Raw genomic sequence first — 24282 nt, 5'->3', positions numbered from 1 at the left:
AAAGGAGGCATATTATGCGCAAACAACTTAAAAATCTTTCAATTCTATTTCTGTCGTCTACATTATTTCTTACTGCATGTGGTGGGGATAATAATGAAGAAAAAGCAATAGAAAAAGCAAAAAAAGAAGCACAAATCGCAAAAGACAAATTAAAAGAAAAAGAAGAAGAATTAAAAGCTGAAAAAGAGAAAAATAACAAAAATACTTCTACCGAAGAAAAAACAAACGAAACTGTTACTACTGAAAGTGCACAAACTGAAACTAACGACGAACAAACACCGGAAGAAATAAAAACTTCAGTGGCAAATCGGGATGAAGCAATACAAAATGCTGTATCAACACGAAATAATGCATTACAAGCTGCTTTATCTGAAAGAAATGCAACATACCAAAAAGCTGACGCATTATTAAATAGTAGTTCCAATGCAGATGCTGTAAGACAGCATGAAGGTATGCGTGCAGAAGCTGACCGTATTTATGAGAATAAAGTAATTGAAATCAATCGTAATTATTATGGTCAAGTAAATGAAGCATATCGCCAATTTAAAGGTCAAATGAATGAAGTAATTAACCAAAACTCATAAAAAACAGAAACAGCATCGCTGTTTCTGTTTTTTTACCGATTATAAATTCTGGATATTTCCATAGTTATAGTATTGTACTTCTTTAAATTCATTAGGAACAACGTTTTTCGTATCAAAGATTACTTTATCTTTCATCGCTTTGAAATCTTCATCTTTTAATACTTTAAATTCAGAATGATCACTTAATACCAATACTAATGAACTGCCTTCTAAAGCTTTATCGATATCTTTTTCAACCCAATCTAATTGAACATGTGGATCAAATGCAGATACTTCTAAATCTTTTTCCGCATTAAGCATTTCATAAATGTCAAATGCTGGTGATTCACGAATATCATCTACATCACCTTTATATGTTAATCCGAAAACAGTAACTTTGTTACCGCCAACTTTAGCTAATGCTTTTTTTGCATATTCAACTACATATTCTGGCATAGAAACATTGATATCACGTGCTAATTTAATCAATTTAGACTCTTCTGGTGCTTCAGCAATAATAAAGTAAGGGTCAACTGCTAAACAATGTCCACCAACACCTGGTCCTGGTGTATGTAAATTAACACGAGGGTGTTTATTTGCCATAGCGATAACCTCATGAACGTTAATATCTAGCCTGTTACATATCTTAGCTAATTCATTAGCTAATGCAATGTTAACATCACGATATGTATTCTCCATTAACTTAGACATTTCAGCAGTTTTAGCTTGTGTTTCAATCATTTCACCTTTAACAAATATACCATATACTTTTTTACCCGCTTCAACACATGCCGGTGTGATACCACCGATAATACGGTTGTTGTAGATTAATTCATGCATAATTTGTCCAGGTAATACACGTTCTGGACAGTGAACTAAGTAAATATCTTCTCCAATAACAAAACCTTTTGATTCTAAATAAGGTTTTACAAAATCATCCATTGTACGAGGTGCAATTGTAGATTCAACAATAACAGTATCACCTTTTTTAAGCAATGGTACGATACTTTCTACACCAGCCATCACGATAGAATTATCACAAGATTTGTGCTCATCATCATTATTTGGCGTAGGTACAGCAATAATATATACATCAGCTTCTTCAGGTTTAGTTGAAGCTCTAAATTTACCACTCGCTAGTACTTCATCTAAAGCTTCCTGAAGACCAGGTTCTTCGATATGAATTTGACCACTATTTAATTTATCTACTGCCTCTTGTTTAATATCTACTCCTAATACATCTACCCCGTGTTTAGCGAACATAATAGAAGTAGGTAAACCTATGTAGCCTAATCCGATTGTTGTTAATTTCAAAATAAACACCTATCCTTTAGTTTACGCTTTGCGTATATTTTTCATATATTTACTTTTAAAAGAAATTAAAAAGTTCTATGCGGTAAATATACTTTTCCAAACTTATGTTACATCATTATAATTATAATTGCTACAATAATCTACTCTTACACTCAGAATAATAATTATTTAAGAAAACGTTTAAAGTTGTCAGCCTCATATGGTAACTCCACTTATAAAAATTTACCGTTAACAATCATTTCAATATATTTCAATGTTTTGTGCTTTGATAAAGGATTATGACCACTATCTTTATCATTGTATAAGACGAAATGAATTGAAGCACTATTAATGTTATATTTATCCAAATTCTTCATAAATGGTATCAAGTGATTAGCCATGTCCGTTTTACAATGTCTGTTCTGAAAATAAATAATCTTAGGCGTATATTTAAACTTTTTTATGACACTAGTAATTGATAAGCGATCACTATAAGTTTTGTGGATTTCAGCATCACTCATGCCTGGAAAAATATTTTTATACAACGCCTGATATGCTTTTTCGTAATATTTATATACATATGTTTGAGGATTATTAACTATTGCAGTAGATTCTTTATGAATAGTAGCTAAAACAATGGACATAAATCCACCAGCAGAAGATCCGTAATAGAATACGTGATCATCTGCTATTTCCAATATTACTGCTATTTTTTTTAATATTTCTGAATAATCAATGAGAAAATGTCTATCCTTTGTTCCTACGCCCCATCCCAACCGTAAATTGTTATTATGAATAGTTCTATCATCAATAAAAATTGCATTATATGTCATTTCTTCATACCAATTTGAACGCATAAATACCGGGGGATTCTTTTTAGATGGATCCACAGCACCATTTGAAAATACTACCATCTTATCAGACGTATTATTGAAATTCATTTTAAAGTGAAAGTCAATGTTATCTTTAATTATTACAAAATGTTCATTATCATTTTGACATAAAAATTCATAAGATAATTTTTCGAAATTAATTTTATTCATACTTATTCCCCTTTTATACTCCCATTACTTTTGATAATTAACTTCTAATTTTAAAGCATTAATCGTTTCATTAAGATCTTTATCTTCAGGACGTTTATATTTGTCATACATTGTATAAATATCAAGGAATCGTGTGATTGCAGCTTCTCGATCTTCTGGTGCAATTCTGTCTAAACGCACTAAATACCAACCGCGTACATAAAAGTTAAATCTTTTTTCCATATAAGTATCCAGCAAATCATTTTTAATCAAGAAAGGAATTCTTTCAGTTTCTAACTTGTGATATTTATCGAAGAATTTCTTTGAAATTGTATTTGTTACAGAACCACTTACCGCTGCATAATACATATGGATGTATTCATTAACTAAAAGCATTTGATTTGAATTCAAGACAAGTTCCTGGAAGAACATTGTGTCCTGCCCAGCTGCTCCCTCAATCATCTTCAAGTTGTTATCTTTTATTATTTTTGATTTAACGATTAACGCTTGTATACTTTGTGCTCTTAATCCACATCTTTCCATAAATTCATGTGTATCAGTAATCAATGCTTGCCCATTGTTATATTTTGTTCCAGTAACATAGAAATTAAATTCAGAGCGTTTTTTGTTATCTTCTTTTAAGATATTACCGACTACCATATCTAATTCTTTATTTTTTTGAAGCTGATCATATAAATACTTATATCCATCTCCTATTGCTTCATTATCTGGATCTAAATATGTTATGTACGGTGTCGACGCAAGTTCTGCCCCTTTGTTTCGCGGTCGAGAAGCACTTCCACTACCACTTTCAAATTCATAATATACAATTGAAGGATTTTGTCTTCTTAAGCGATTGATAATTTTTATCGTTAAATCATCGGTACTACCATCATTAACAAATATTATTTCCATATCATCATACATACTTGATCTTTTTAATGAAGCCATACATTTATCTTCTAAATATGTTCCATTGTTATGAATCGGAATGATTACACTTAGTTTTTTACTATTCGTGTTCAGTTTTTGACGTATTGATTTTAGATTAGTCACTTCCACCATATCTAAAGCATATCCATTGAGCTTTTCATTATGCATCGTTTCAATATCGATCAAGGTTAAACCTTCATTTTGTCTTAAAGTGTAATTATGATGTTCTTCTTCGTTTGTTGATTTTGTAACAAAATCAACGTCTGTATATTTAAACGCAGAATATAAATCTTCAAGATAATACTCTTCGTAATAATACTTCTCAATAAATTTTGTAAAGAATCCTTCTGAAATATCTTTTTGTTTGAATTCTTCTTCAGACAATAAATATTTATTTCCATATGATTGCGCTTCAAATTGTTTACGGATATCATTTGTAATTTCTGGTACAACAACGTAGATAGGTTTTTCAAATGTTTCATCATAATGAATTCCTATATCATGCATAATTTGTTGCATACGATGATATGTCGTTTCACTTCTCATCACATTTCTGATACCTTTTGCTTGTATAGAACGTAATTCATGTTCCTGTAAATTATTAAATATTGTTTGAAAGTCTGTTTTATGATTAAGAATAAACACGTTAGGAAATTTGTTATTAACACCTACAGAATAATTCGAAAGTAATAAATTACCAAACGCTTGTAATTCATAAATTCGATTCGCAAACATCGTATCTGAATATTTCACTGAATTAACGTTAATTGCCCATCTGAAAATCTTATGAATTTTTTGTAAATTTTCATGTGTTAATGGTCCAGTAACATTCGGAATAAATCTTAGAGGAAAATAATATCTTTCTCTTTCTAACGATAAGTTTCTATCGATAATTGTTAATTCAGTATTATTATTATTAATTGCATCGAAGATTCTTGCTGATTCTTTATTTCTTACTGGATATTTTACCATCCAGCTTCCAGCAAAAATCACTTCATCTTTTTTCTTCCTGCTTAATGCTGTTCGTGTTCCTACAGGATTATGATAATGGGGATTTACGCCGAAAGATAATGTACTGACATTTTCATTACCAGTATAAACCTTATAGTCTTCTTCTGCTTCAATGGCTGAAGTATAGATGAAATCACAATGGCTCGCTAGATCTTTGTACACATCATAATTCACTGGATCTTCTTTAGAATAGAAAACTACAGGTATTTTTTTAGCTTTTAAACTTGCGATAAGTTCAATTACTTTTAATCTTTCCGCACTTCTACTTGAAGAAATTCCAATCCAGCTATCATCTATACCTCTCCAAGCTGTACCGATAATCACAAAATCAAAATTTAAATCCATACTTTCATAATTATATGGAATGTATTCCAGATTAACTACATCTTTGTAACTGTTGTAGAGAAACTCATCACAAATAATACCTACACGTTTGTCTATTTTATTAAAAATACGACTTCCGTTTGATTCTGGTATATTTGAAAGAAATGGTTCCAAATCGCTAAAGAAATCTACTTTCCCTTCTTTTCTCCACTTTTCCATAAAATCTACAAAAGATTCGTTTTCTTTTTTATTTGCTAATAATGATAAACCAAGATGATAATCTTTCGATAATATATCTTGATATTGTTGGTATTGATTAATCTTACGTTCAAATGCTAAAGCATTAAAATCGATGTCTTCAGTTCTATTTTCATTATTTTGTTCATTTGTTTCATTATCAGTAGATAATTCTTGGTTCTGATCAGGTTCAATCCCCAGTATATTTTGTATGATTTTATCCTGAAAATTATGTTCTCGATTAAAAGTCATTATTTTTTACCTCGCTTAGAACGTTTTTCCCATATCAATAATTGTAGTTTACCTAATTTTGAATTTCTCAAATTTTCCAGTCTTTTTAAAATACGTTGATTAAGTTCTCTTTGTCTATTTATCTTTTTTTCTAAAGCAATATTTTCATTTAATAATTTTTTCAATACCAATTTTACTTTTTGTTGTTCATTTATATAAATATATTCTACGTGTTGTTGCTGAATTTGCTCAATTGTAGGTAAATCAGTTTTTACTTCATACAATTGCATACTTTCTAAATCATCAAAGCTTACCCATCCTACAATCATATCTTGTTTTATTTTTGCTCTTTTTAAAATAGGAAAGATTTCGTCAATATCAACGTCTTCATCTAAATTTAAATCTTGATGAGATAATTTTTCATCCATCTTGGATGTAGCATATAAATCAATTTCATTTTTATTAATCTTATCTTTTATTTTGACATAACGCATTCTGTCAATAACTTTTGTAGGAGCAAAAGCAACAAAAGTACCTTTTCTAAATATAGCTTCCAGTAATTCGCCTTCGTAGTAACAGTAAAATTTACTCATGACTTGATAACGTTGGAAATATAAGTTGTAATCACCATTTTTAATTATCATTTTATTGATTGATGGAGAATAAAATCTTTCATACTCTACTTCAATTTTTTCTTCTGGTTTATTAAAAAGTGGAATAGAATTCTCAAATACAATCCAACCTGCTATGACAGATTTATATTCAATTAATATTTTTTTAATACCATCTTCTTCAACCTTTTTAATGACACTAACTATCTTATTATTATAGTCTTTTACATCTCCGATAACATCTGTCATTTCCTGATCAGAATATATTGCATTTTCATCCTCTTCATATACTAATACATAATCAAGATATTCTATATTTTCATGTAACCAATTTGAATCCATGTTCCACCTCATAAATTTTATTATTTGTAACGTCCATCCTATATCGTTAGCGCATATTAAAGTTTTATAATTATATATTATAGCTAAAAACAAAAACTTCAATTTATTTTCTAAGTTTAAAGCACAGAAATTTTAATACTTTATAAGATGAATTAAATCGTTAATATTTTTATCCCAAATGAGATTTTTGTTTGTATATTCAATGCATTTATCACAATAACTTTCATACTTCTCAATGTTAGCTACAAATTGCTGAATTTGAGTAATGATTTCATCCACATTTGCTTTTTCTTTCGCATATCCTAGTAGATTATTATTAATCATCTTACTTGCTTCATTACCTATATTCGAAACTACTGGGACTCCAAGACTGATTGAATCTACAATCTTTCCGGGAAGAATATTCATAAAAATATCATCTTCAATTAATAACGACAGAGATAGATGACGAGCTTTCATAAATTTTAAGCAATCTAAACGAGGTAATACTTCGTAGATAGAAACATATTGTAATTTTAAATCTTTGACCTTTTGCTTAAATTCATTTGCGTGCAATCCATAGACTATTGCATCAAATTTAATTTTTAATGCATTTAATCTTTGGGCAATTTCTAATAGTTCTTCTGTATTTTGTGCAAACCCTAAATTGCCAGAATAAAATACAGTAAAATCCTCTACTTTATTTATCTTTACTTCATCTAACTCTTTTTGATTAATACTATTTGGTAAATAAATCATAGGCTTTTCTTTATTTTTAAGTCTTTTTAAAATATGCTGTTTAAACCCCCTATGATTAAATACAATTTTGGAGCTTTTATTGTATATATACCATTCAAGTCTATTAAGGATTGGACTGAATATATTAATCCATTTTATGTTAAGCGCATAAATACTGTCCGGCCATAAATCTCTTACATCTAAAATTATCTCTGAATCTATTTTGTTCTTTAATGGGGCTATTGCTAAAGGCATGAAGATATTTGGACTCGTTACTATAATAGTTTCATATTCTTGATGATTCTTTTTTACAAAGTTATAAGTATGTTTCATGATTTCTAAATAATATAAAATTCTTTTTATATGTGATTTAGACTGTTTTTCTAGTTTCGTTTTCAATCTTTTAATTTTATTTTCATTCTGATTAACAAAATCATCATTCCAGTATTCCATTGTTTTATACATTATTGCATTTGGATAAGAAGGTTCTGACGTTAAAACATCTGCATCTATACCATTTTGATTCAATAATGAAAAAATATTCTTATATCTATTTGCACCGCTACCAATTTCCGGATAGAAGTTTTGAGTAACTAGCAATACTTTTTTCATAAGGTAACTCCAATCTGATTTACATAAATTTCAATTTACAACGTTTAATATTTATGTATTAATATACTACTTTCACGACAAAACCGAACTATACACTAAAATCAATAGATGATAATTTAGCTATGTTCGGTATCGGTCATAAAAAAGGATAAATATATTTACAATTAAATATTATAATGTGCTATAAACTTCTAGTAATTTTTCTTTTTCGTTTTCCCAATTGTAAATCTTTTTGATTTCTTTACACTTTTCACTATATTGTTCACGCAGGTTTTCATCAGAAACCATTTTATTTACTGCGTCGGCAATTTGATTAACATCATGACTATTTACTGCAATGCCAACTCCTTGATCAACAATAGCTTTAACTTCCGGAAAATCACAGCTCACTACTGGAACATGTGCCATAATGTATTCAAATAATTTATTAGAACTTGCTGAATAATGATTAAAACAAATATTCTGCAATACCTGGAAACCTAAATAGGCTTGCTTTGTGTAAGATGGTAATGATTTAAAATGTACTTTTTCAACAAATTTTATTCTTTCACTGACCGGACTTTTCGCAGCCATTTCTTTTAGTTTTTTTTCTAATTTTCCTGCTCCAATAAATACAAGAGTACCTTCTTTAATTTGTGGCATCATATCTATTAGTAACTCCAAACCTCGACCTTGTTGTAATCCACCTTGATAAAGAAGGATTTTTTCATCTTTTGATAAATCTAATTTAGCATGTAGATCAATATCTACTTTTTCTTCTATATTATATAGTTCAGAGTAATTATATAAAGTTTTAGGATAGAATCCATATAATTCTTCATTCTTTTTTGCTCTAGTATGATTTTCTACCATCATTTCATCGACAAACTTAATCATAAACGATTCAAATAATTTTATCGTTTTTGGATTATAGCCTGTTCTTGATGTTTGTACTTCATGCGAATCATAAACTAACTTCTTAGGCTTTAATCTAAATTTTGAGCAAATAATACCTTGAGGCAAAGTATTTAAATCATTAGAATGGTAGATATCCGCATTATCCTTATATCCTTTATAAATCATTCTTCCAATGATAGCAGCATTGACGATATGCTTTCTTACTTTTCTAAATTTAATACTCATTGCCATTAAAAGTAAAAGTGAAGCAAAATATATTAGGAGCACGAGATTAAAATACAGTAAAGTTACTCCAATAATAGTACATACTGAACCAACTTTAATTAAAAAAGTATTTTTTTCATTTTGATAGGCCATAATAAATGATGGATAGCGTTGAACTCTGGAAACTTTAAACTTTTCATTAACTTTTTCATTCTGTAAAACAGATGGATCTTTTGGATCGTCTATTGCGATTAAATGAACATCATAATTATTTTCTGATAAAGTAGTGCATTCTCTATTTACGCGTGCATCATTTGTAAAATGATTCCACACAAACATCGTTACTTTTTTCAATATCTTCACCTTCACGTTCTCAATATTAATTCTTTAAAGTTGTATTCATATTAACACATTTATTAATTCTAATTAACATTTATGTAGATTTATGAAATCACGTTATTTAAAGATTCTTTTTGAAGTCTCTCTTTATTTGCTGCAATAAGGAATTTATAAATATCTTTATAAATGATACTACTAAATGTTGAAGCATATGAATTTGTAAGATGATGTCTGTCAATGGTTAATATAACGTTACCTTGAGTTGGATTACAGTATTTTTCAGTATTACAAATCAAATTCGTATAATCAACATATTTTATGTATGGTTCTGCTCTTAAAATCGGTACCCAATCTGAGTTTGGTGGAATTAAAGATTTATTCACCTTGCATTTTACAGCATTTCTTCCTAACTTTCTTATACAATCTGGAACATTATAATTAAAATACGGTGTATCTCTAATTGCGAATACTTTTATATTATTGTCATTGAGTTCTCTAAATTTATCAAGCATTCCGGGATCATAAGTGTTTCCTGATTGAGTATTATTTGCTTTTGTCAAGACAACATCCGGTTTATATTTTGCGATTTTAGGTATAATCAGCTTATTCCATGAGTCGCACGTCAAATAATCCGGACGAGGTGTAGATGATAAAGAACAGCCACTCTTTGTAGCATATAATATTCGAATATTATACTTTTCTGCAAATGTTTGAACTGCCCCAAGCCATTGTGCAGAATGTGAATCGCCTATAATAGCAACTGTATATTTATAACGTTTCTTTTTTCCATAAGCACAAACTTTTTTAGGATAACCAGTATATTTTCCAGCATGACACCCATCTTTAAATCCCTGATTAAAATCTGTAGGAGCATTTTTAGTCGTAGGACGTACTGATTTGTAAGGCACTGAAGTTTTCATATTGACCATTACACCAGGATGAGTATTCATATTTAAAATTGTTTCCGCATGAGTTACTTCAGTTGAAAACAAAAACATAGATACAAATACTAAAATAAAAGTAATTTTTTTCATAAAGTCTCCTCTGATTATTATTTCACAAAACCAATTATAGTATAAATGATGTATATTGTGTATGAAAAAAAAGAAAATAGCTTTTCAAGATTATTGAGTTAATTGCCTGGAAAAACTTAAAATTCATAAAAAAAGATAGTGAATTTATCATTCACTACCCATTTAAAAATTGTATTATACTACTAAAAATCGTCAAGGAAAGCAATAAAAGGAAAGTTAAAATATTTTTTTTGTCAATAATCGTAGATTCTTTTTCCAGCTCTTGATTTTCTTGTTGTTTATTTAACATGTCACTTTTATAACTTATTTGTTCTTCCTTGGGTTTAGCTTTATAGTCTCTCATAAATTGAACATACTTTGTTATAACTTTATTACAATCTCCGTATTCTACTACCTCTCCAAAGTTTAGCCATAAAGCTTTATCACACATTTTTCTAATTTGAGTAGCAGAATGAGATACGAAAAATATCGTTTTTCCTCTTTTTTGAAAATCTTTCATACGCTCTATACATTTATTCGAGAAAGTTTCATCTCCAACTGACAATGCCTCATCTACTATTAAAACATCAGGTTCTGTATGAATTGCTATAGCAAAACCAAGACGTGAACGCATTCCACTGGAATAGCTCTTGATTGGTTGATAAATAAATTTATCTAATTCTGAGAAATCGACGATATCCTGAAATCTCTCGTCAATTTGTTGTTCAGACAAACCGTGCATCAAACATTTCATTCTAATATTTTCTTCACCAGTGAGTTCATTATTTAATCCAGCAGAAATTGCAATAAGTGAGCTCTTTCCTTCAATTTTTACGGTTCCAGCCGTTGGTTGGGTAACCTCCGCAATTAAGTTGCTTAAAGTTGATTTACCCGATCCATTAAGACCGATAATACCGACAGACTCCCCTTCTTCTACATTAAAGCTAACATCTCTTAATGCAAAATAAGGAGATTCAATTTTTTTCTTTCTAAAACTAAACAAAGATATTATTTTATCTCTTTTATTTGTATTTAAGTCGTAAACTTTGGATACATTCCTTACTTCAACTTTACTCATAATCATCCATCCAAATCTTTTTAAAATTTCTTTTATTTTATTGTTTAATCAAATAATTTTACAGATAATCAATTAGTCTATTTCTAAATTTAAAATGTACTTGACTACCAACAAATAATAATAACAAGCTTATTGACCAGAACCAAAAATGATCATGCCATGTACCATACATCATCACATCACTTTTTGTAAAAGCAGAACGATATATTCCAACTAAAAAGCCAAAAGGATTAAATGCATTTATTTTGTGCATAATTGGATTTGAATTTTCAAGGACCCAAAATATTGGTGTAATAAAGAATGCCATACGCATAACATTTTGCAAAATGTTTTTTGTGTCACGAACAAGAATAACAAGTGTGCTCATTATAAGTGAAAATCCAAAGATAAAGACATAACTAGCAATAATAAAATAAACAAACCAAAAATAATGCCACCAAGGGACCAAGTGATTAATTAGAGAAAGAACAAATAATATCGTTGATGTAATAAATAAATTAATAAGCGTATTCATAAACGAGATTGATAATAATATGCTTGATGGGAATTTCATCTTAGTAACTAATGATAATTTACCTTGTATTGCACTTGAACCAGCGTTAATCGATTGTGAGATGAAAATCCAGGGAAATAAACCACTAATGAGATGTATAATAAAAGGAACATGTCCAACATCTGCTTTGGCTCCTCTTAATCCTAACCCAAAAACAATGTAATAAAGGATAACCTGTAATAAAGGTTGTAAGAAATTCCAGAAAACACCCAAATAATGATTGGAATATGTACTTTTAATATTATAAATCGCTAATTTATAAATCAAATTAATATGCGATACCTGTTCTTTAAACAAAGCGATAATATCTTTCAATTTAAAAATCCTTCTTTCATTAAGATAGGTCACTAAATAATTTCATTATAAAGATTTAATAGAATTAGTCTGCAACAAATCTCGTTATTCTGTAATGATTATCCCCCATTTTTACATGATTGTAAAATATAATAAGTATACTAATATAAACGGGATTATTATTTGGATACTAAAAATTAATATAATTTTATAATTTTTGCTATAGATGTTATCATAATATAAATTATAAATTTATAACAATTTTTTCTATCATCTTATTAAATACGATTTTTATTGTCATTTTACATAATAAACTATATAATTTAATAGTTTATTAAATGAAAAAGAGGAGCACAATATGAATAAAACATTCAGAATAATATTAATCTTTCTCTCATTAAGCTTAGCAGTAGTGCCTGTATCTTATGCTGCATATCTATATACGACTACTAAAGGGGCAATCGATTTGTCATTTAACAAAAATATTGATAAATCCAAATTGAGAGATAAAGCTGTCGACCCTGCAATGGATCACATTTCTATATTATTCTTGGGTATTGACGATAGTATTTCCAGAAGAGAAAATGGTCAGAAGGTTTCTGAAGCACGTACTGATGCAATGATACTTGCTACTTTCGACCGTAGTAATAAACAAATAAGACTTGTGAGTATTCCTCGCGATACTTTAGCATACATCCCATCTGTAAAGCAATACGATAAAATTACTCACGCACATGCTGAGGGCGGCCCAGAAAGCTCTATGCATGCTGTGGAAACCATCTTTAATGTTCCGGTTGATTATTATGCACGTGTAAATATGCAGGCCTTTGTGGATATCGTCGATGAATTAGGTGGTATTGAATTTAATGTTCCATTTGACATCAATGAACCTACAAAACTCGATAAAGGTAGAATTAAAGTTAAAAAAGGAAAACAATTAATCAATGGTGACGAAGCACTTGCACTAGTAAGAAGTCGTCATGTTGATACTGATTTAGGACGTGGTAAACGTCAAATGCAAATGATTGAAGCAATCGTTAAAAAAGCGAAAGATACTAACTCTATTTCAAAATTAGATGAACTTGTTGAAATTATTGGCAATAATGCAAAACATAATTTAACCTTTGAAAATATTACATCCTTAGCTTCTTACTATACTTCTAATGATGTAGAGTTTAAACAAATGCAGTTAAAAGGTACTGATTATATGTATAACGGTGTGTACTACTATAATCCAGTATTTGAACACATTTATAAAATATCTAAACTACTTCGCAAAGATTTACAATTACCTGAAGATAAAAGATCTTCATTATTGGATTATAAAGTTATCGCTTTAAAAGGAAATTTAATACCTTTAGAAAAGATTGACATTGAGCAAATTGAAAAAGATTTTAAACAACTAATGAAAGACAAAAAGAAAAATAATAAGAAAAATAATAAAAACGAAAATAATACAAACGAAACATATATTGAAAGCTCATCAAAATCTATAGAAACTGAAGAACCAAAAACTGTAGAAAGTGCGCCTGTTACTGAACAAGCACCACCAGTAATAGTAGAGCCAGCACCTGAACCTATAATTACTGAGGCACCAGCTATACCACAACAAAATAATAATCAGATTATTAATCAAGCACCAGCTGCTCCAGAAGTCAATCAGAATACTTCAAATAATAATTCTTTTAATAGTCCGAATGTTGTTAGAAATAATACCACTACGAATAACAACATTCAAAGTAGTCAGACACCACAAAACGTTGTAAGACAACCGATAATACAGAATAATGAAGTTCCTGTAAATCAACAATAAATTGGAGTGAACCTTTATGGCAACTCGTAAAACCTATGAAAAGTATGGGCAAATTAATCAAATGTTTGATAAATTACAAGATATAATTGTTTCACCCCGTGATTTATCAAATAAACGTAAAGCCTTTTATTACCTTGATGATTATCATCAGCAAAATTACGAAGCTTTATTAATATATTATACTGATGCAGGAAACAATCCTCTTATGGACGGTGCGTGCTATATATTAGCAATTCCAGCTATATTCAATCAAATTAATATTTTTGATTATGAAGTACCATTAGATTTCGTTTTTGAGGGAGAAAATTTAAGTCATACCTTCACTTCTCTTGATGTATTTGATCAATACTTAATAGCAGCAGTTTTAGAAGTATCCAACATCCAGATCTTTACACCATCAGGGTATGCTATGGGCATGACTCACTGGGATATGAAGCATATGCAACTATTTTGGCAATATACTACAATATTAAAAATGCATTAAACAAATATAAACCACCACCAATTTCGATATATAAATTGATGGTGGTTTTTTTATTCAACAAAATTTTAAGAAAATAACAAATGAATTTAATCCTTTAAATGTGTGCATATATTAATTTACATTATGAATTTAGTATTTCATATATTAAAGTAATATTACAATTCAAATCCTTTATATACTAATTGAATAAATGTCCCTATAATAAAAGAGAATGAAATTATGAATTAAATTGAGAAAGGAAGTACACATGGATAATAAATTTTATTACAAAACACCTGCTCTAATGTTAATGATGTTTGCTGGTACAACAACAGCTGCTTATGCTGCAGAAAATGAGGTTGTAAAAACAGACTCAATTGATAGTACGGCAAATGAAACAGTTAATCCAAGTACTGCTAATGAATCAAAAGTTCCAGTTAATGTGATTGCTACAAATGATTTATCAAATCCTGCATCTATTGCTGAACAATATTCTTTAACTCAAGTAAAAAATAATACTGAAACAGCTTCAACTACACAACTAACAACTACGGAAACACCAACTGTTGAAGTAGCTACTGCTGAAGTGCCTACTGTTGATACGGCTTCTACGGAATCACCAACTGTTGAAGCAGCTACTGCTGAAGTGCCTACTGTTGATACGACTTCTACGGAATCACCAACTGTTGAAGCGGTCACTACTGAAGTGCTTACTGTTGATACGACTTCTACGGAATCACCAACTGTTGAAGCAGCTACTGCTGAAGTGCCTACTGTTGATACGACTTCTACGGAATCACCAATTGTTGAAGCAGCTACTGCTGAAGTATCTACTGCAGCTGCTCAACCTAAAAAAACAGCAATTACTACAACAGCAAGAACAAGAACTTTAGGAACAACGGCAACGACAAAGGCAAAAAATATCGACTCTATGTCAGTTAATGAAGTCATAAAATATAATAACTGGGCAGTACCTGTGTACGAAAAAAGCTTTTTTAATTCACCAAAAATTGCATATAGAAATGGCGTAGCTAAACCGGAAGGTATCGTAGCACACGAAACAGCTAACCCTACATCTAAAATTGATGGTGAAATTGCTTATATGAAACGTAATTACACAAATGCTTTCGTACATGCCTTTATTGATGATAAGCGAATCGTTGAAGTAGCTGATACTGATTATATTTCATGGGGTGCAGGACCAGTTGCTAATCCTCGTTATATCAATGTTGAATTAGTAAGGGTTTACGGTAAAGAAGCATTTAGTCGTTCTATCAATAATTACGCAGATTACTTTGCGACAAATTTATTATATTATGGTTTACCGTTAGATAATGCACACTATGATGGCAATGGTACTGTTTGGAACCATAAAGCTGTTTCTAATTTCTTAGGTGGAACTGATCACACTGATCCGATCGGTTGGTTCCAGGCTAACAACTATACTTTCGATGAATTTTACAATCTTGTTTCTGAAAAATATAACTATAAATTAAACGGGACTATGCCAGCAACACCTGTACCAACACCTGGTAATACACCTCCCCAAGTGACACCTGCTCCTAATACAACGGGAAAAGTAGTCACAACAAACGAACGCCGTATTGCCAAAATTAAATGGCAAAATACTGATGTATATACTTCAGTTGGCAATCCTGCTATAGCGAAAGCAGGGTCAAAATCAAACACTGCTTATTATGTAAATAAGAAAGCTGTGTTAGATGGTGTTACTTATTACTCACTTACTGATAATAAAAACGTTCCGCGTGGTTGGGTAAAAGCAAAAGATACAAAATCATTTTCAATCACTCCACCATCAAAAACGTCAAAAAGATTTACATTAAATAGTACTGCAAAAAGCATTTATTCAACACCTTGGGGTAGTTCAAAACAAGTTGTTGGAAGCTTAAAAGGATTAACAGGAAAAGAATTTAAAACATCTCAGTTTGTAAAAGTCGGTCAAACATCTTATTACTTTGGAACAGTGAATGCTTTAACTGGATGGATTAATTTAAATCAAATGACCTTAAAATCAGCTTCTCCATCAAAAACTGCCGTTAAAATCACTGATATGAAAAATGTGAGTTTAATCGGTCGTACAGATGCTAAGAATACTGTTTTATACACAGATATTAAATCTACAAAAAAAGCACAGACAAACCCAGTTGATATGCAATTCTATATCAATCAGTCAGCAAAGAAAAATAACAAGCAATATTATGGTGTAGCCGATCCAAAAAATAAATTTTTAGGTTGGATTAGTGATACATTTATTAAAGAAAAGCAATTTAAAACTGTATCCTGGACTAAGATGCCTTATACGATAAAGAAATCTTCAGGTTATATTTATTCAATTCCTGGCGGTTCTAAATCTCAACGCATAAAAAAATTAAGTACATTACCTTCTAACATCATACAAGTAATTCGTACAGATAAAATTGGCAATGCTGTATGGCATAAAGTACTACTAGACGATAAAACAACTGGATATGTTCCTGATAGTTATCTTTTTACACAAAATGTCGTAAAATTAAAAGCACCTGAAAGTCTAGAAGTTGCTGTTGCGAAACAATCTAGTTTAAAAAATCCTGCACGTAATGCCGGTCCTAAAGTAGTATTCTCAACACCGGCGAGAGTATATAACGAGCGTTTAGCAGATGACAGCGAAATTAAAGCGAATATGGATACAAAAAATGCTTTAAATGATCCAGAGTTAAAGTATCAATTTTTAGATTTAGGGCAATTTGAAGGTATTTCAGCTAAAAATTTAAATAAACTACTTGCCGGAAAAGGTATTTTAGAAAATCAGGGTGCTGCCTTTGCAGTTGCTGCAAAACAATTTAAAATTAATGAAATCTATTTAATCGCACACGCGCTTGTTGAAACAGGACATGGAAAAAGCAGATTATCAAACGGTCTAGGTATCAATGACGATAATACACGTATTATCGAAAATGCAACAAAGAAATACTATAATACTTATGGTACTAAAGCTACTGATAATAATGTAGAAGTAGGTGGTATTGCATACGCTAAGAATAACGGTTGGGATTCTGTTTCTAAAGCAATCATTGGTGGTGCAGAATACGTACGTAAAGCATATATTGACAATGGTCAGCGTACTCTTCATCAAATGCGCTGGAATCCAGAAAATACTGCAACACATCAATATGCAACAGATGTTAGATGGGCAACGAATAACGCTAAGAATATCGCTCGTTTATATAAGTCATTAGGTCTAGACGGATTAAATTATATCGTTCATGAATATATATAATATTAAAAAATAACCTTCCTAATAGTTATTAGGAAGGTTATTTTTCAGCATTTAGGCTATATAATACTAAATTGAATATTTAAGTTGATTTACTAATAGCTGATGATTTACAACTAAAAACGAAATGGCTCTCTAAGCGTAAATGAATGATATATTTTTTCTAGTAGCTGAATCAATTCTTCAGATTCTGCAGAATTTAGCTCTCGCATAAAGCTACGTACAACTTTAGCTTTAATATCTTCTGCACGTTCTAATGCTTTTTCACCTTGTTCAGTTGCAATTAACACCGTAGATCTTAAATCATAAATACTCTGCTCTTTTTTTACAAAACCGTTATCAACTAATTTTTTTATTGCTCTTGAAACCGCCGTCTGTTCTTTATTTAACTTATAGATTAACTTTTTTTGTGTCATATTCTCTTCTGATGCAATAAGTTCTAGCATATATAATTGTTCACGTGTTAAAGTTACATCCGTTAATTCTGCAGAAGCAAGTTCATCAATTTTAGAATCCATAAAATAAATTAATTGTCCAAATCTTTTAAGTCGCTTTTCATCCATGTTATTGTCTCCCAACTTTTTTCTTATATAGATTATAAGCCCAATTATTTAGTTTAGCAACGATATTTAATGAATTAATAAAAAGTTGTAGGCTATTTATATTTTATCATAGCATATTTAATTTGTAGATTTAATTCATAAATGTACAATATAATTAATTTTTTGTGAGAATATTTTTAAGGAGATTTTTTATGAATAAAGAAAGAGATCATTATTTTGATAATGCAAGATTTTTATTAATTGTTTTAGTAGTTTTTGGTCATTTATTACGTTCTTTCATAAACGAAAGTCATTTTTTACAAGCTTTATATATGTTTATATATAGCTTTCATATGCCTGCATTTGTATTGATTTCTGGTTATTTTGCTAAAGGCATACATAAACCAGGGTATATCAAAAAAGTAACTAAGAAATTATTATTACCCTACATTATTTTTCAGAGTTTTTATGCTTTTTATTATTATTTTATCGATGACGTAAACACCGTTGATTTAAATCCATTCGATCCGCAATGGGCGATGTGGTTTCTACTCAGCTTATTTTCATGGCAGGTCATGCTATTTATCGTAAAAGATATAAATCCATGGGTTACCTTAATCGTTTCATTCATCATTGGAATATTCGTCGGCTACTTACCATTTATTAATAATACTTTAAGCTTATCAAGAACATTTGTTTTCTTTCCTTTGTTTTTAATTGGTTATTATGCTCAACCAGAACAATTTAAATACATTAGAAATAAGAAATATATTCCTGTTTCTATATGTATGTTGATGATTGTTTTCATTTTCTATATGTTAACAGATTTTAATTTTGAATGGCTTTTTGGGAGCAAACCCTATATCAAACTTGAACATGAAGCTTCTGATCTTTATAGTGGCATAAAACGTGCCATTATTTATGTAATCATTCTAATTAGTACTGCAAGCTTTTTAAATGTTGTACCGAACCGAAAACTACCTCTAACGTATATTGGCTCAAGAACCATGTTCATTTATCTCTTACATGGCATGTTTATTGGATTATTCAGAGCAAATAATTGGGGGAAATATTTTAATGATCATGTTGCTTCAATATTAATCTTTATGATTCTTGTTACCATCTTCTTAGTTTATACACTTAGTATGAATGCTACTAAAAAAATAACTACACCGATCGTCGAAATTAAAAAACCTCGTTAGAGGTTTTTTAATTTTAGTAAATTTTATATGAATTACTTTTATTTAATATTTTTTATTTGTGAAGAAATATGTATAATTGTTATAAGAGCGCCGAATATGTCTGATATAAATAAAATTACATGTTGCTTTTAAATATAAATTTAAGGAGATTTTTTTATGCGTTTACTTTGGCAAACACCAGCAGACAGAATTGCACTATTAAAAGACCTTGTTAAGCATGACAGCATCACGAATACCGAAGGTGAAATTAACTTTCCTTTTTATATTAAACAGACACTAAAACAATTAGATTATTTTAAACAGCATGATTCACATATTAAATTAATTGAAACGTATGATCACAAGAATGCTGTAGCAGCTATGTATCGTACACATGTGACAGATGATACAGTTATTATTATGAGCCACTATGACACTGTTGATACAAATGATTATGGCCCTTTTGAAGCATTAGCATTCGATAGTGATGCATTAGAAAAATCATATGCTTGTAACCTTGAAAAGTTTAGTGAATATCATCAAGATGATATTCAGTCAAAACAGTATTTATTTGGACGTGGCATCATGGATATGAAATCTGGATTAATGATGCATTTAAGCATACTTGAAAAAGCAATCCATGAAGAATGGCCAATTAACATTATTTTATTAACTGTTCCTGACGAAGAAGTAAATTCCTCGGGCATGAGAAGTGCTGTTTCTGATCTATCAGAATTTATTGAACAGGAAAACTTAAAATTATTACTTATCATGAATGGCGAGCCTGCATTTAGTCAATATCCGAAAGATGATAATTATTATATTTATAATGGTAGCATCGGTAAAGTGATGCCATCTGTATTTGTTTATGGAAAAGAAACACATGTTGGAGAACCATTAAATGGACTTAGTGCTAACTATTTAATTAGTCGTATCAATTCTGAATTAGAATATAATACACAATTTCTTGAACGATATAAAAATGAAGAAACACCTCTCCCTGTTAGTCTGTATATGAAAGACTTAAAAGAAGATTACAATGTACAAACACCCTTTATGGCTTCAAGTTACTACAACGTGTTCTTATTTGAACAAAGTGCTGCACATGTTTTCAAACTGTTTAATCAAATCGTTGAACGCACTGTCTCAGAATGTTCTCGGGACTTAGGTTTGGTATTTGATACATCACCAAAAATAAAAGTAATAACTTTTGAAGAATTAGTTAAATCCATGAAAAAGAAACATGGATATGAAACAATCCATAATATTATCAGTGATACAAAACAAGCAGATGATCGTCTATATGCTCAGACAGTTATTAAAGCCTTATTGCTTTTAGATAAAAGTAATGATTATACGGTCGTAACTTATTTCAATGCACCTTACTACCCTTCAGTTAATAGCAGTCAAGATAAATTAATAAAATCAATTACAAGATATGCTATTAAACAAATGAAGAAACAATTTAATCGTGAAACAACAAAAATTCATTACTTCAATGGTATTTCTGATTTAAGTTATGTTAACTATACGCACGATGATAGTGATACTGGTATATTTACTGATAATACTCCCGGTTTCAAAACACATTACGATATTCCTTTTTCAGCAATGAAAAAATTAAAAGCACCAGTAATTAATATCGGTGCTTTTGGTAAAGATGCACACCAGTTAACTGAGCGAATCCACATTAAAAGTGTGTCTGAAGAAGTACCTTTTGTATTAAATAAAATTTTCCACAAATTCTTTATCGACAAATAAAAAAGATAATATAAGCCATAAAAACATTTCTAACGGTAATTGCTTAAGTGCAATTGCCGTTTTATTATTTTGGATTGTAAATCTGCCAGTAACAGTGCTTTTTGATGTTGCTTATGTATAAAATTTATATTTTGAGGAACAACTAACTCCATATTATTTATAAAAAATATTCTTGTCTGATCCTTCTTACCTTCAAAATGATAGATCATCTGGTGCTGTATAAATAATTGAAAATGCGTTTTTGACTGATGGATAGGATAATACATCCATTGAATAGAAGGTTCGATAATAATCGGAAGATGATGCATATGTCTAGTTAATACTTTTGCAGACTGTCTCCGAGTTTTTATATTACTTCCAAAAAAAATTAATGTTTGATCTAATAACTTTTCTGCTCTTTCATCAATAATTCTAACTTCTCCACAAAAGGAATAAATTTGAGTCTTTCCTTCTACTTCTGGACTTTGATAAATACACATATCAGTTGCACAAAGCGGCATTTCTAACATAATATTCACCTCTTATCAAATTATCAATTCATCATTATTATAAATAAATACACATATTTACGTCACTTTTTAATCAATTTTTGACAATAAAATTATATTTATTTAATAAACTAAACATTTTTTATCGAAATGTTAATTTTTAATTAACAAAAAGTTTGAATATACTTACTTCATCCGGAAATAAAAATAGAATATCTAGATATTCAAAAGGGAAAAAATGTTTGAAGAAACAAAGACTAAATATGAAAAGCTAATCTTTCACCTCATTTATAAATATCATTTAACTTATGACTTTGATGAGTTTTATCAAATGGCATTAATTAAACTTTGGGAATTAGATCAATCATACGATCCAAACAAAACACCTAATAAAGATCACTACATCTATACAAAACTCAAATTTTTCTTTATCGATGAAATTAGAAAGTTATCTAAAAGAAATGAACGGTTTATCTTAATGAATGACGACATTATGTCTCATAATAATCATTTCAATGATTCATATGATAATTTGACATTAAAAGAAATAAAATATTATTTATCTCGTGAAGAATATCAATGGCTGAAGTTATTTTTGAAAGGTTATTCAATGAAGGAAATAGCAGCTGATATGAAGGTAAGTGTGTCTACAATAAAAAAATATAAGAAGAATGCACAAAAAAAATTAACCTTCTTTTATCACGATTATTAGAATGTATGGTCATCAAAAATCTTTTGAATAATCAATAAATTTTTATGTTCAATATGTATCAAATTTAGTATAATAGCAATTAGCATGTTTTTAAGGAGGAAAAATTATGGCAGCTAAAGTTGGAGATATTATTGAGTTTCACGAAGGTAAACAAGGCATCGTTGAGAAAGTTAATGAGAATTCAGTGATTGTGGATTGTACGATTATGGAAAACTTCGAAAAATTAGAAATCCCTGAGAAAACTGTTATTAACCATAAACGTTATACAATCATTATAGAGGCATAAAATAATGAATATAATAAAAAAGCCTGTATATGGTTTTTTAATTTTATTTACTATCTTTCACATTATATTGTTCGGAATGAGAAATGAACATCAAGTGTTCTGGCATTTATATACTGGCTTAATGTTATTCTCTTCTATCGGATATATTTTCTATGAACGTAATATTCATTCTAAGCGTTTATTAGACGCAATCATCACAGGTATTCTTACAAGTTTTGTAATCGTTATTCTACATACAATCCTATCTTTCATAATGAAAGATATTACATACTTTCATTTACTGAAAGTAATTGTAGGGCTAGGTGTTTATGTAAAATGGCAGCTTATCATTTCTTTAATGATATCTATACCGTTGCAGGAATTGTTCTTTCGTAATATGTTGCAAAATTACCTTGATGATCGATTTAATCAGTTTGTTTCAGCAATGATCGTCAGTCTATGTGTAACAAGCTTGTTTATGTATTTCATAAGTATTGAGTTATTACTTTTTATCTTTTTAACTCAGTTTATTTTAGCTCTGAGCTATCATAATACAAAACGTTTGATTACACCTATTATAGGTCAAATATTTGCAATAATAATATTAATGCTCATCTATAGATAAAAAATCCTTAGTCACTAAGGATTTTTTTCTTTCTGGCAAGTAAATATTCTTTTTCTTCGTAATATATTGTTTCCTTTAACAAATAATCTTCTTCATATCTTGAAACATCTATAAATTCATAAGAACATCCTTTATTTTCAAAAGAGTTTGTACGTTCTTTAAACATCAATTTTATATGTAGTAGCGATGAACTTTCTGGTAAGTGAATGATTTCTGTGTATTCATGCTCAATACCCTGAGCTTTATTATTTGTCAGTAATAAATGAATGCCTTCTACACATAATATTTCTTCACTTGTAATTAAATCAGTGATTTGTCCATTATGTAATGCAATGACATAATCCGGACTCTCATTATCGTACATATATCTCATCCAGGTCTTAATCGATTCCTTGGGATTAGAGACAATCATTGTTTCGTGATCTATTTGCACCGCTTCTGATAAAGCAATTACGCCTATTTTAATACCTTTATATTGATGAATGATATAAGGGGTATTAAAATACGGCTCTTTTGTAGATTCATTTAAAATATTACATGATAAAAATGGAAATTCACTCATCGCATGTGCCCGGTTAAAATAATTAAAGCCTAAGGAAAAGTCTTTAATCGTAATATTTGTTGCATTATATTTCAAAAGATTCATAAGTGATATTAATGGAATGCGTTTATATTCTTTCAAACCTGCATAATACTCACTCACTGGTGAACCTGTGATCAGCTGACCATTATTAATTAACAGAACTTGTCCACTTTGCCTGGCTAATTTAATATAAGTTGCTGCTTTATAAATATTAAATGCATTATTTTCTTGAAACATTGCACCTTTGATGTTATTTGTTGTTATAATATGTATATTAATTAATCCTTTTTTCATGCTTCCA

Annotated in this window: 20 protein-coding genes and 1 pseudogene; 9 read left to right on the top strand and 12 right to left on the bottom strand. The window is 29.6% G+C overall.

The annotated features are described in order from the left end of the window. Positions 1-14 precede the first annotated feature (14 nt). Complete coding sequence (locus tag HT586_RS04685; protein ID WP_096076939.1) at positions 15-584, top strand: hypothetical protein; 570 nt, start codon at positions 15-17, stop codon at positions 582-584. Between the two features lie 39 nt (positions 585-623). On the opposite strand, the gene HT586_RS04680 is transcribed toward HT586_RS04685, so the two are convergent. The 9 genes from HT586_RS04680 to HT586_RS04640 form a co-directional block, all read right to left on the bottom strand. Further along, positions 624-1877 (bottom strand): nucleotide sugar dehydrogenase, encoded by a 1254-nt coding sequence (locus HT586_RS04680; RefSeq protein ID WP_096076940.1) that lies wholly within the window; start codon positions 1875-1877, stop codon positions 624-626. 212 nt (positions 1878-2089) lie between these two features. Continuing rightward, entirely contained in the window at positions 2090-2899 is an 810-nt protein-coding gene (locus HT586_RS04675) for a hypothetical protein (RefSeq protein ID WP_188017968.1), read from the bottom strand. 24 nt (positions 2900-2923) lie between these two features. Next, the gene (locus HT586_RS04670) at positions 2924-5635 is read right to left on the bottom strand and encodes a glycosyltransferase (protein WP_238999325.1); all 2712 of its coding nucleotides are present in this window, start codon (positions 5633-5635) and stop codon (positions 2924-2926) included. Beyond that, positions 5635-6567 carry a hypothetical protein gene (locus HT586_RS04665; protein WP_203546390.1) on the bottom strand — a complete coding sequence of 311 codons (933 nt, stop codon included), beginning with the start codon at positions 6565-6567 and terminating at the stop codon, positions 5635-5637. Before HT586_RS04665 ends, HT586_RS04670 begins: the two co-directional genes overlap by 1 nt. A gap of 132 nt (positions 6568-6699) precedes the next feature. After that, on the bottom strand, positions 6700-7896 hold the full coding sequence (locus tag HT586_RS04660) for a glycosyltransferase family 4 protein (protein WP_188017970.1): 1197 nt from the start codon (positions 7894-7896) through the stop codon (positions 6700-6702). A gap of 171 nt (positions 7897-8067) precedes the next feature. Beyond that, complete coding sequence (locus HT586_RS04655) at positions 8068-9351, bottom strand: glycosyltransferase (protein WP_188017999.1); 1284 nt, start codon at positions 9349-9351, stop codon at positions 8068-8070. Positions 9352-9440: 89 nt separating this feature from the next. Next, a complete protein-coding gene (locus HT586_RS04650; RefSeq protein WP_096076945.1) occupies positions 9441-10370 on the bottom strand; it encodes an SGNH hydrolase domain-containing protein in 930 nt (309 codons plus the stop codon). A gap of 154 nt (positions 10371-10524) precedes the next feature. Beyond that, positions 10525-11433, bottom strand: coding sequence for an ABC transporter ATP-binding protein (locus HT586_RS04645; protein ID WP_188017971.1), 909 nt, complete (start codon positions 11431-11433; stop codon positions 10525-10527). Positions 11434-11485: 52 nt separating this feature from the next. After that, positions 11486-12295 (bottom strand): ABC transporter permease, encoded by an 810-nt coding sequence (locus tag HT586_RS04640; protein ID WP_203546389.1) that lies wholly within the window; start codon positions 12293-12295, stop codon positions 11486-11488. A gap of 337 nt (positions 12296-12632) precedes the next feature. Here HT586_RS04640 and HT586_RS04635 point away from each other — a divergent pair. The 3 genes and pseudogenes from HT586_RS04635 to HT586_RS04625 form a co-directional block, all read left to right on the top strand. Further along, a pseudogene (locus HT586_RS04635) lies at positions 12633-13823 on the top strand (LCP family protein); the annotation flags it as partial. A gap of 280 nt (positions 13824-14103) precedes the next feature. Further along, complete coding sequence (locus HT586_RS04630) at positions 14104-14571, top strand: DUF2538 family protein (protein WP_096076948.1); 468 nt, start codon at positions 14104-14106, stop codon at positions 14569-14571. A 247-nt stretch (positions 14572-14818) separates the two neighbouring features. Then, positions 14819-17827: an N-acetylmuramoyl-L-alanine amidase gene (locus HT586_RS04625; protein ID WP_203546387.1), complete on the top strand. Its 3009-nt coding sequence runs from the start codon at positions 14819-14821 to the stop codon at positions 17825-17827. Positions 17828-17940: 113 nt separating this feature from the next. On the opposite strand, the gene HT586_RS04620 is transcribed toward HT586_RS04625, so the two are convergent. Then, positions 17941-18387 carry a MarR family winged helix-turn-helix transcriptional regulator gene (locus HT586_RS04620; protein ID WP_203546386.1) on the bottom strand — a complete coding sequence of 149 codons (447 nt, stop codon included), beginning with the start codon at positions 18385-18387 and terminating at the stop codon, positions 17941-17943. 191 nt (positions 18388-18578) lie between these two features. Between HT586_RS04620 and HT586_RS04615 the strand changes: the two genes are divergently transcribed. Both HT586_RS04615 and HT586_RS04610 read left to right on the top strand, forming a co-directional pair. Then, a complete protein-coding gene (locus HT586_RS04615) occupies positions 18579-19568 on the top strand; it encodes an acyltransferase family protein (protein WP_096076951.1) in 990 nt (329 codons plus the stop codon). Positions 19569-19724: 156 nt separating this feature from the next. Next, positions 19725-21308, top strand: a complete 1584-nt coding sequence (locus HT586_RS04610; RefSeq protein ID WP_203546385.1) for a M20/M25/M40 family metallo-hydrolase — start codon at positions 19725-19727, stop codon at positions 21306-21308. 29 nt (positions 21309-21337) lie between these two features. Here HT586_RS04610 and HT586_RS04605 read toward each other — a convergent pair whose 3' ends face one another. Beyond that, a complete protein-coding gene (locus HT586_RS04605; RefSeq protein WP_096076953.1) occupies positions 21338-21817 on the bottom strand; it encodes a competence protein ComK in 480 nt (159 codons plus the stop codon). Positions 21818-22034: 217 nt separating this feature from the next. Between HT586_RS04605 and HT586_RS04600 the strand changes: the two genes are divergently transcribed. The 3 genes from HT586_RS04600 (at position 22035) to HT586_RS04590 (ending at position 23398) form a co-directional block, all read left to right on the top strand. Then, positions 22035-22508, top strand: a complete 474-nt coding sequence (locus HT586_RS04600; protein WP_133353546.1) for a sigma-70 family RNA polymerase sigma factor — start codon at positions 22035-22037, stop codon at positions 22506-22508. Between the two features lie 103 nt (positions 22509-22611). Beyond that, on the top strand, positions 22612-22794 hold the full coding sequence (locus HT586_RS04595; RefSeq protein ID WP_096076955.1) for a YkvS family protein: 183 nt from the start codon (positions 22612-22614) through the stop codon (positions 22792-22794). A gap of 4 nt (positions 22795-22798) precedes the next feature. Next, positions 22799-23398 (top strand): CPBP family glutamic-type intramembrane protease, encoded by a 600-nt coding sequence (locus HT586_RS04590; RefSeq protein ID WP_133353547.1) that lies wholly within the window; start codon positions 22799-22801, stop codon positions 23396-23398. Positions 23399-23405: 7 nt separating this feature from the next. Here HT586_RS04590 and HT586_RS04585 read toward each other — a convergent pair whose 3' ends face one another. Beyond that, complete coding sequence (locus HT586_RS04585) at positions 23406-24275, bottom strand: metallophosphoesterase family protein (protein ID WP_096076957.1); 870 nt, start codon at positions 24273-24275, stop codon at positions 23406-23408. Positions 24276-24282: the final 7 nt, after the last annotated feature.

Origin of the sequence: Macrococcoides bohemicum (assembly GCF_016865215.1) — a bacterium.
GTDB classification, from domain to species: domain Bacteria; phylum Bacillota; class Bacilli; order Staphylococcales; family Staphylococcaceae; genus Macrococcoides; species Macrococcoides bohemicum.
This window is presented reverse-complemented; position numbering and strand designations above follow the sequence as displayed.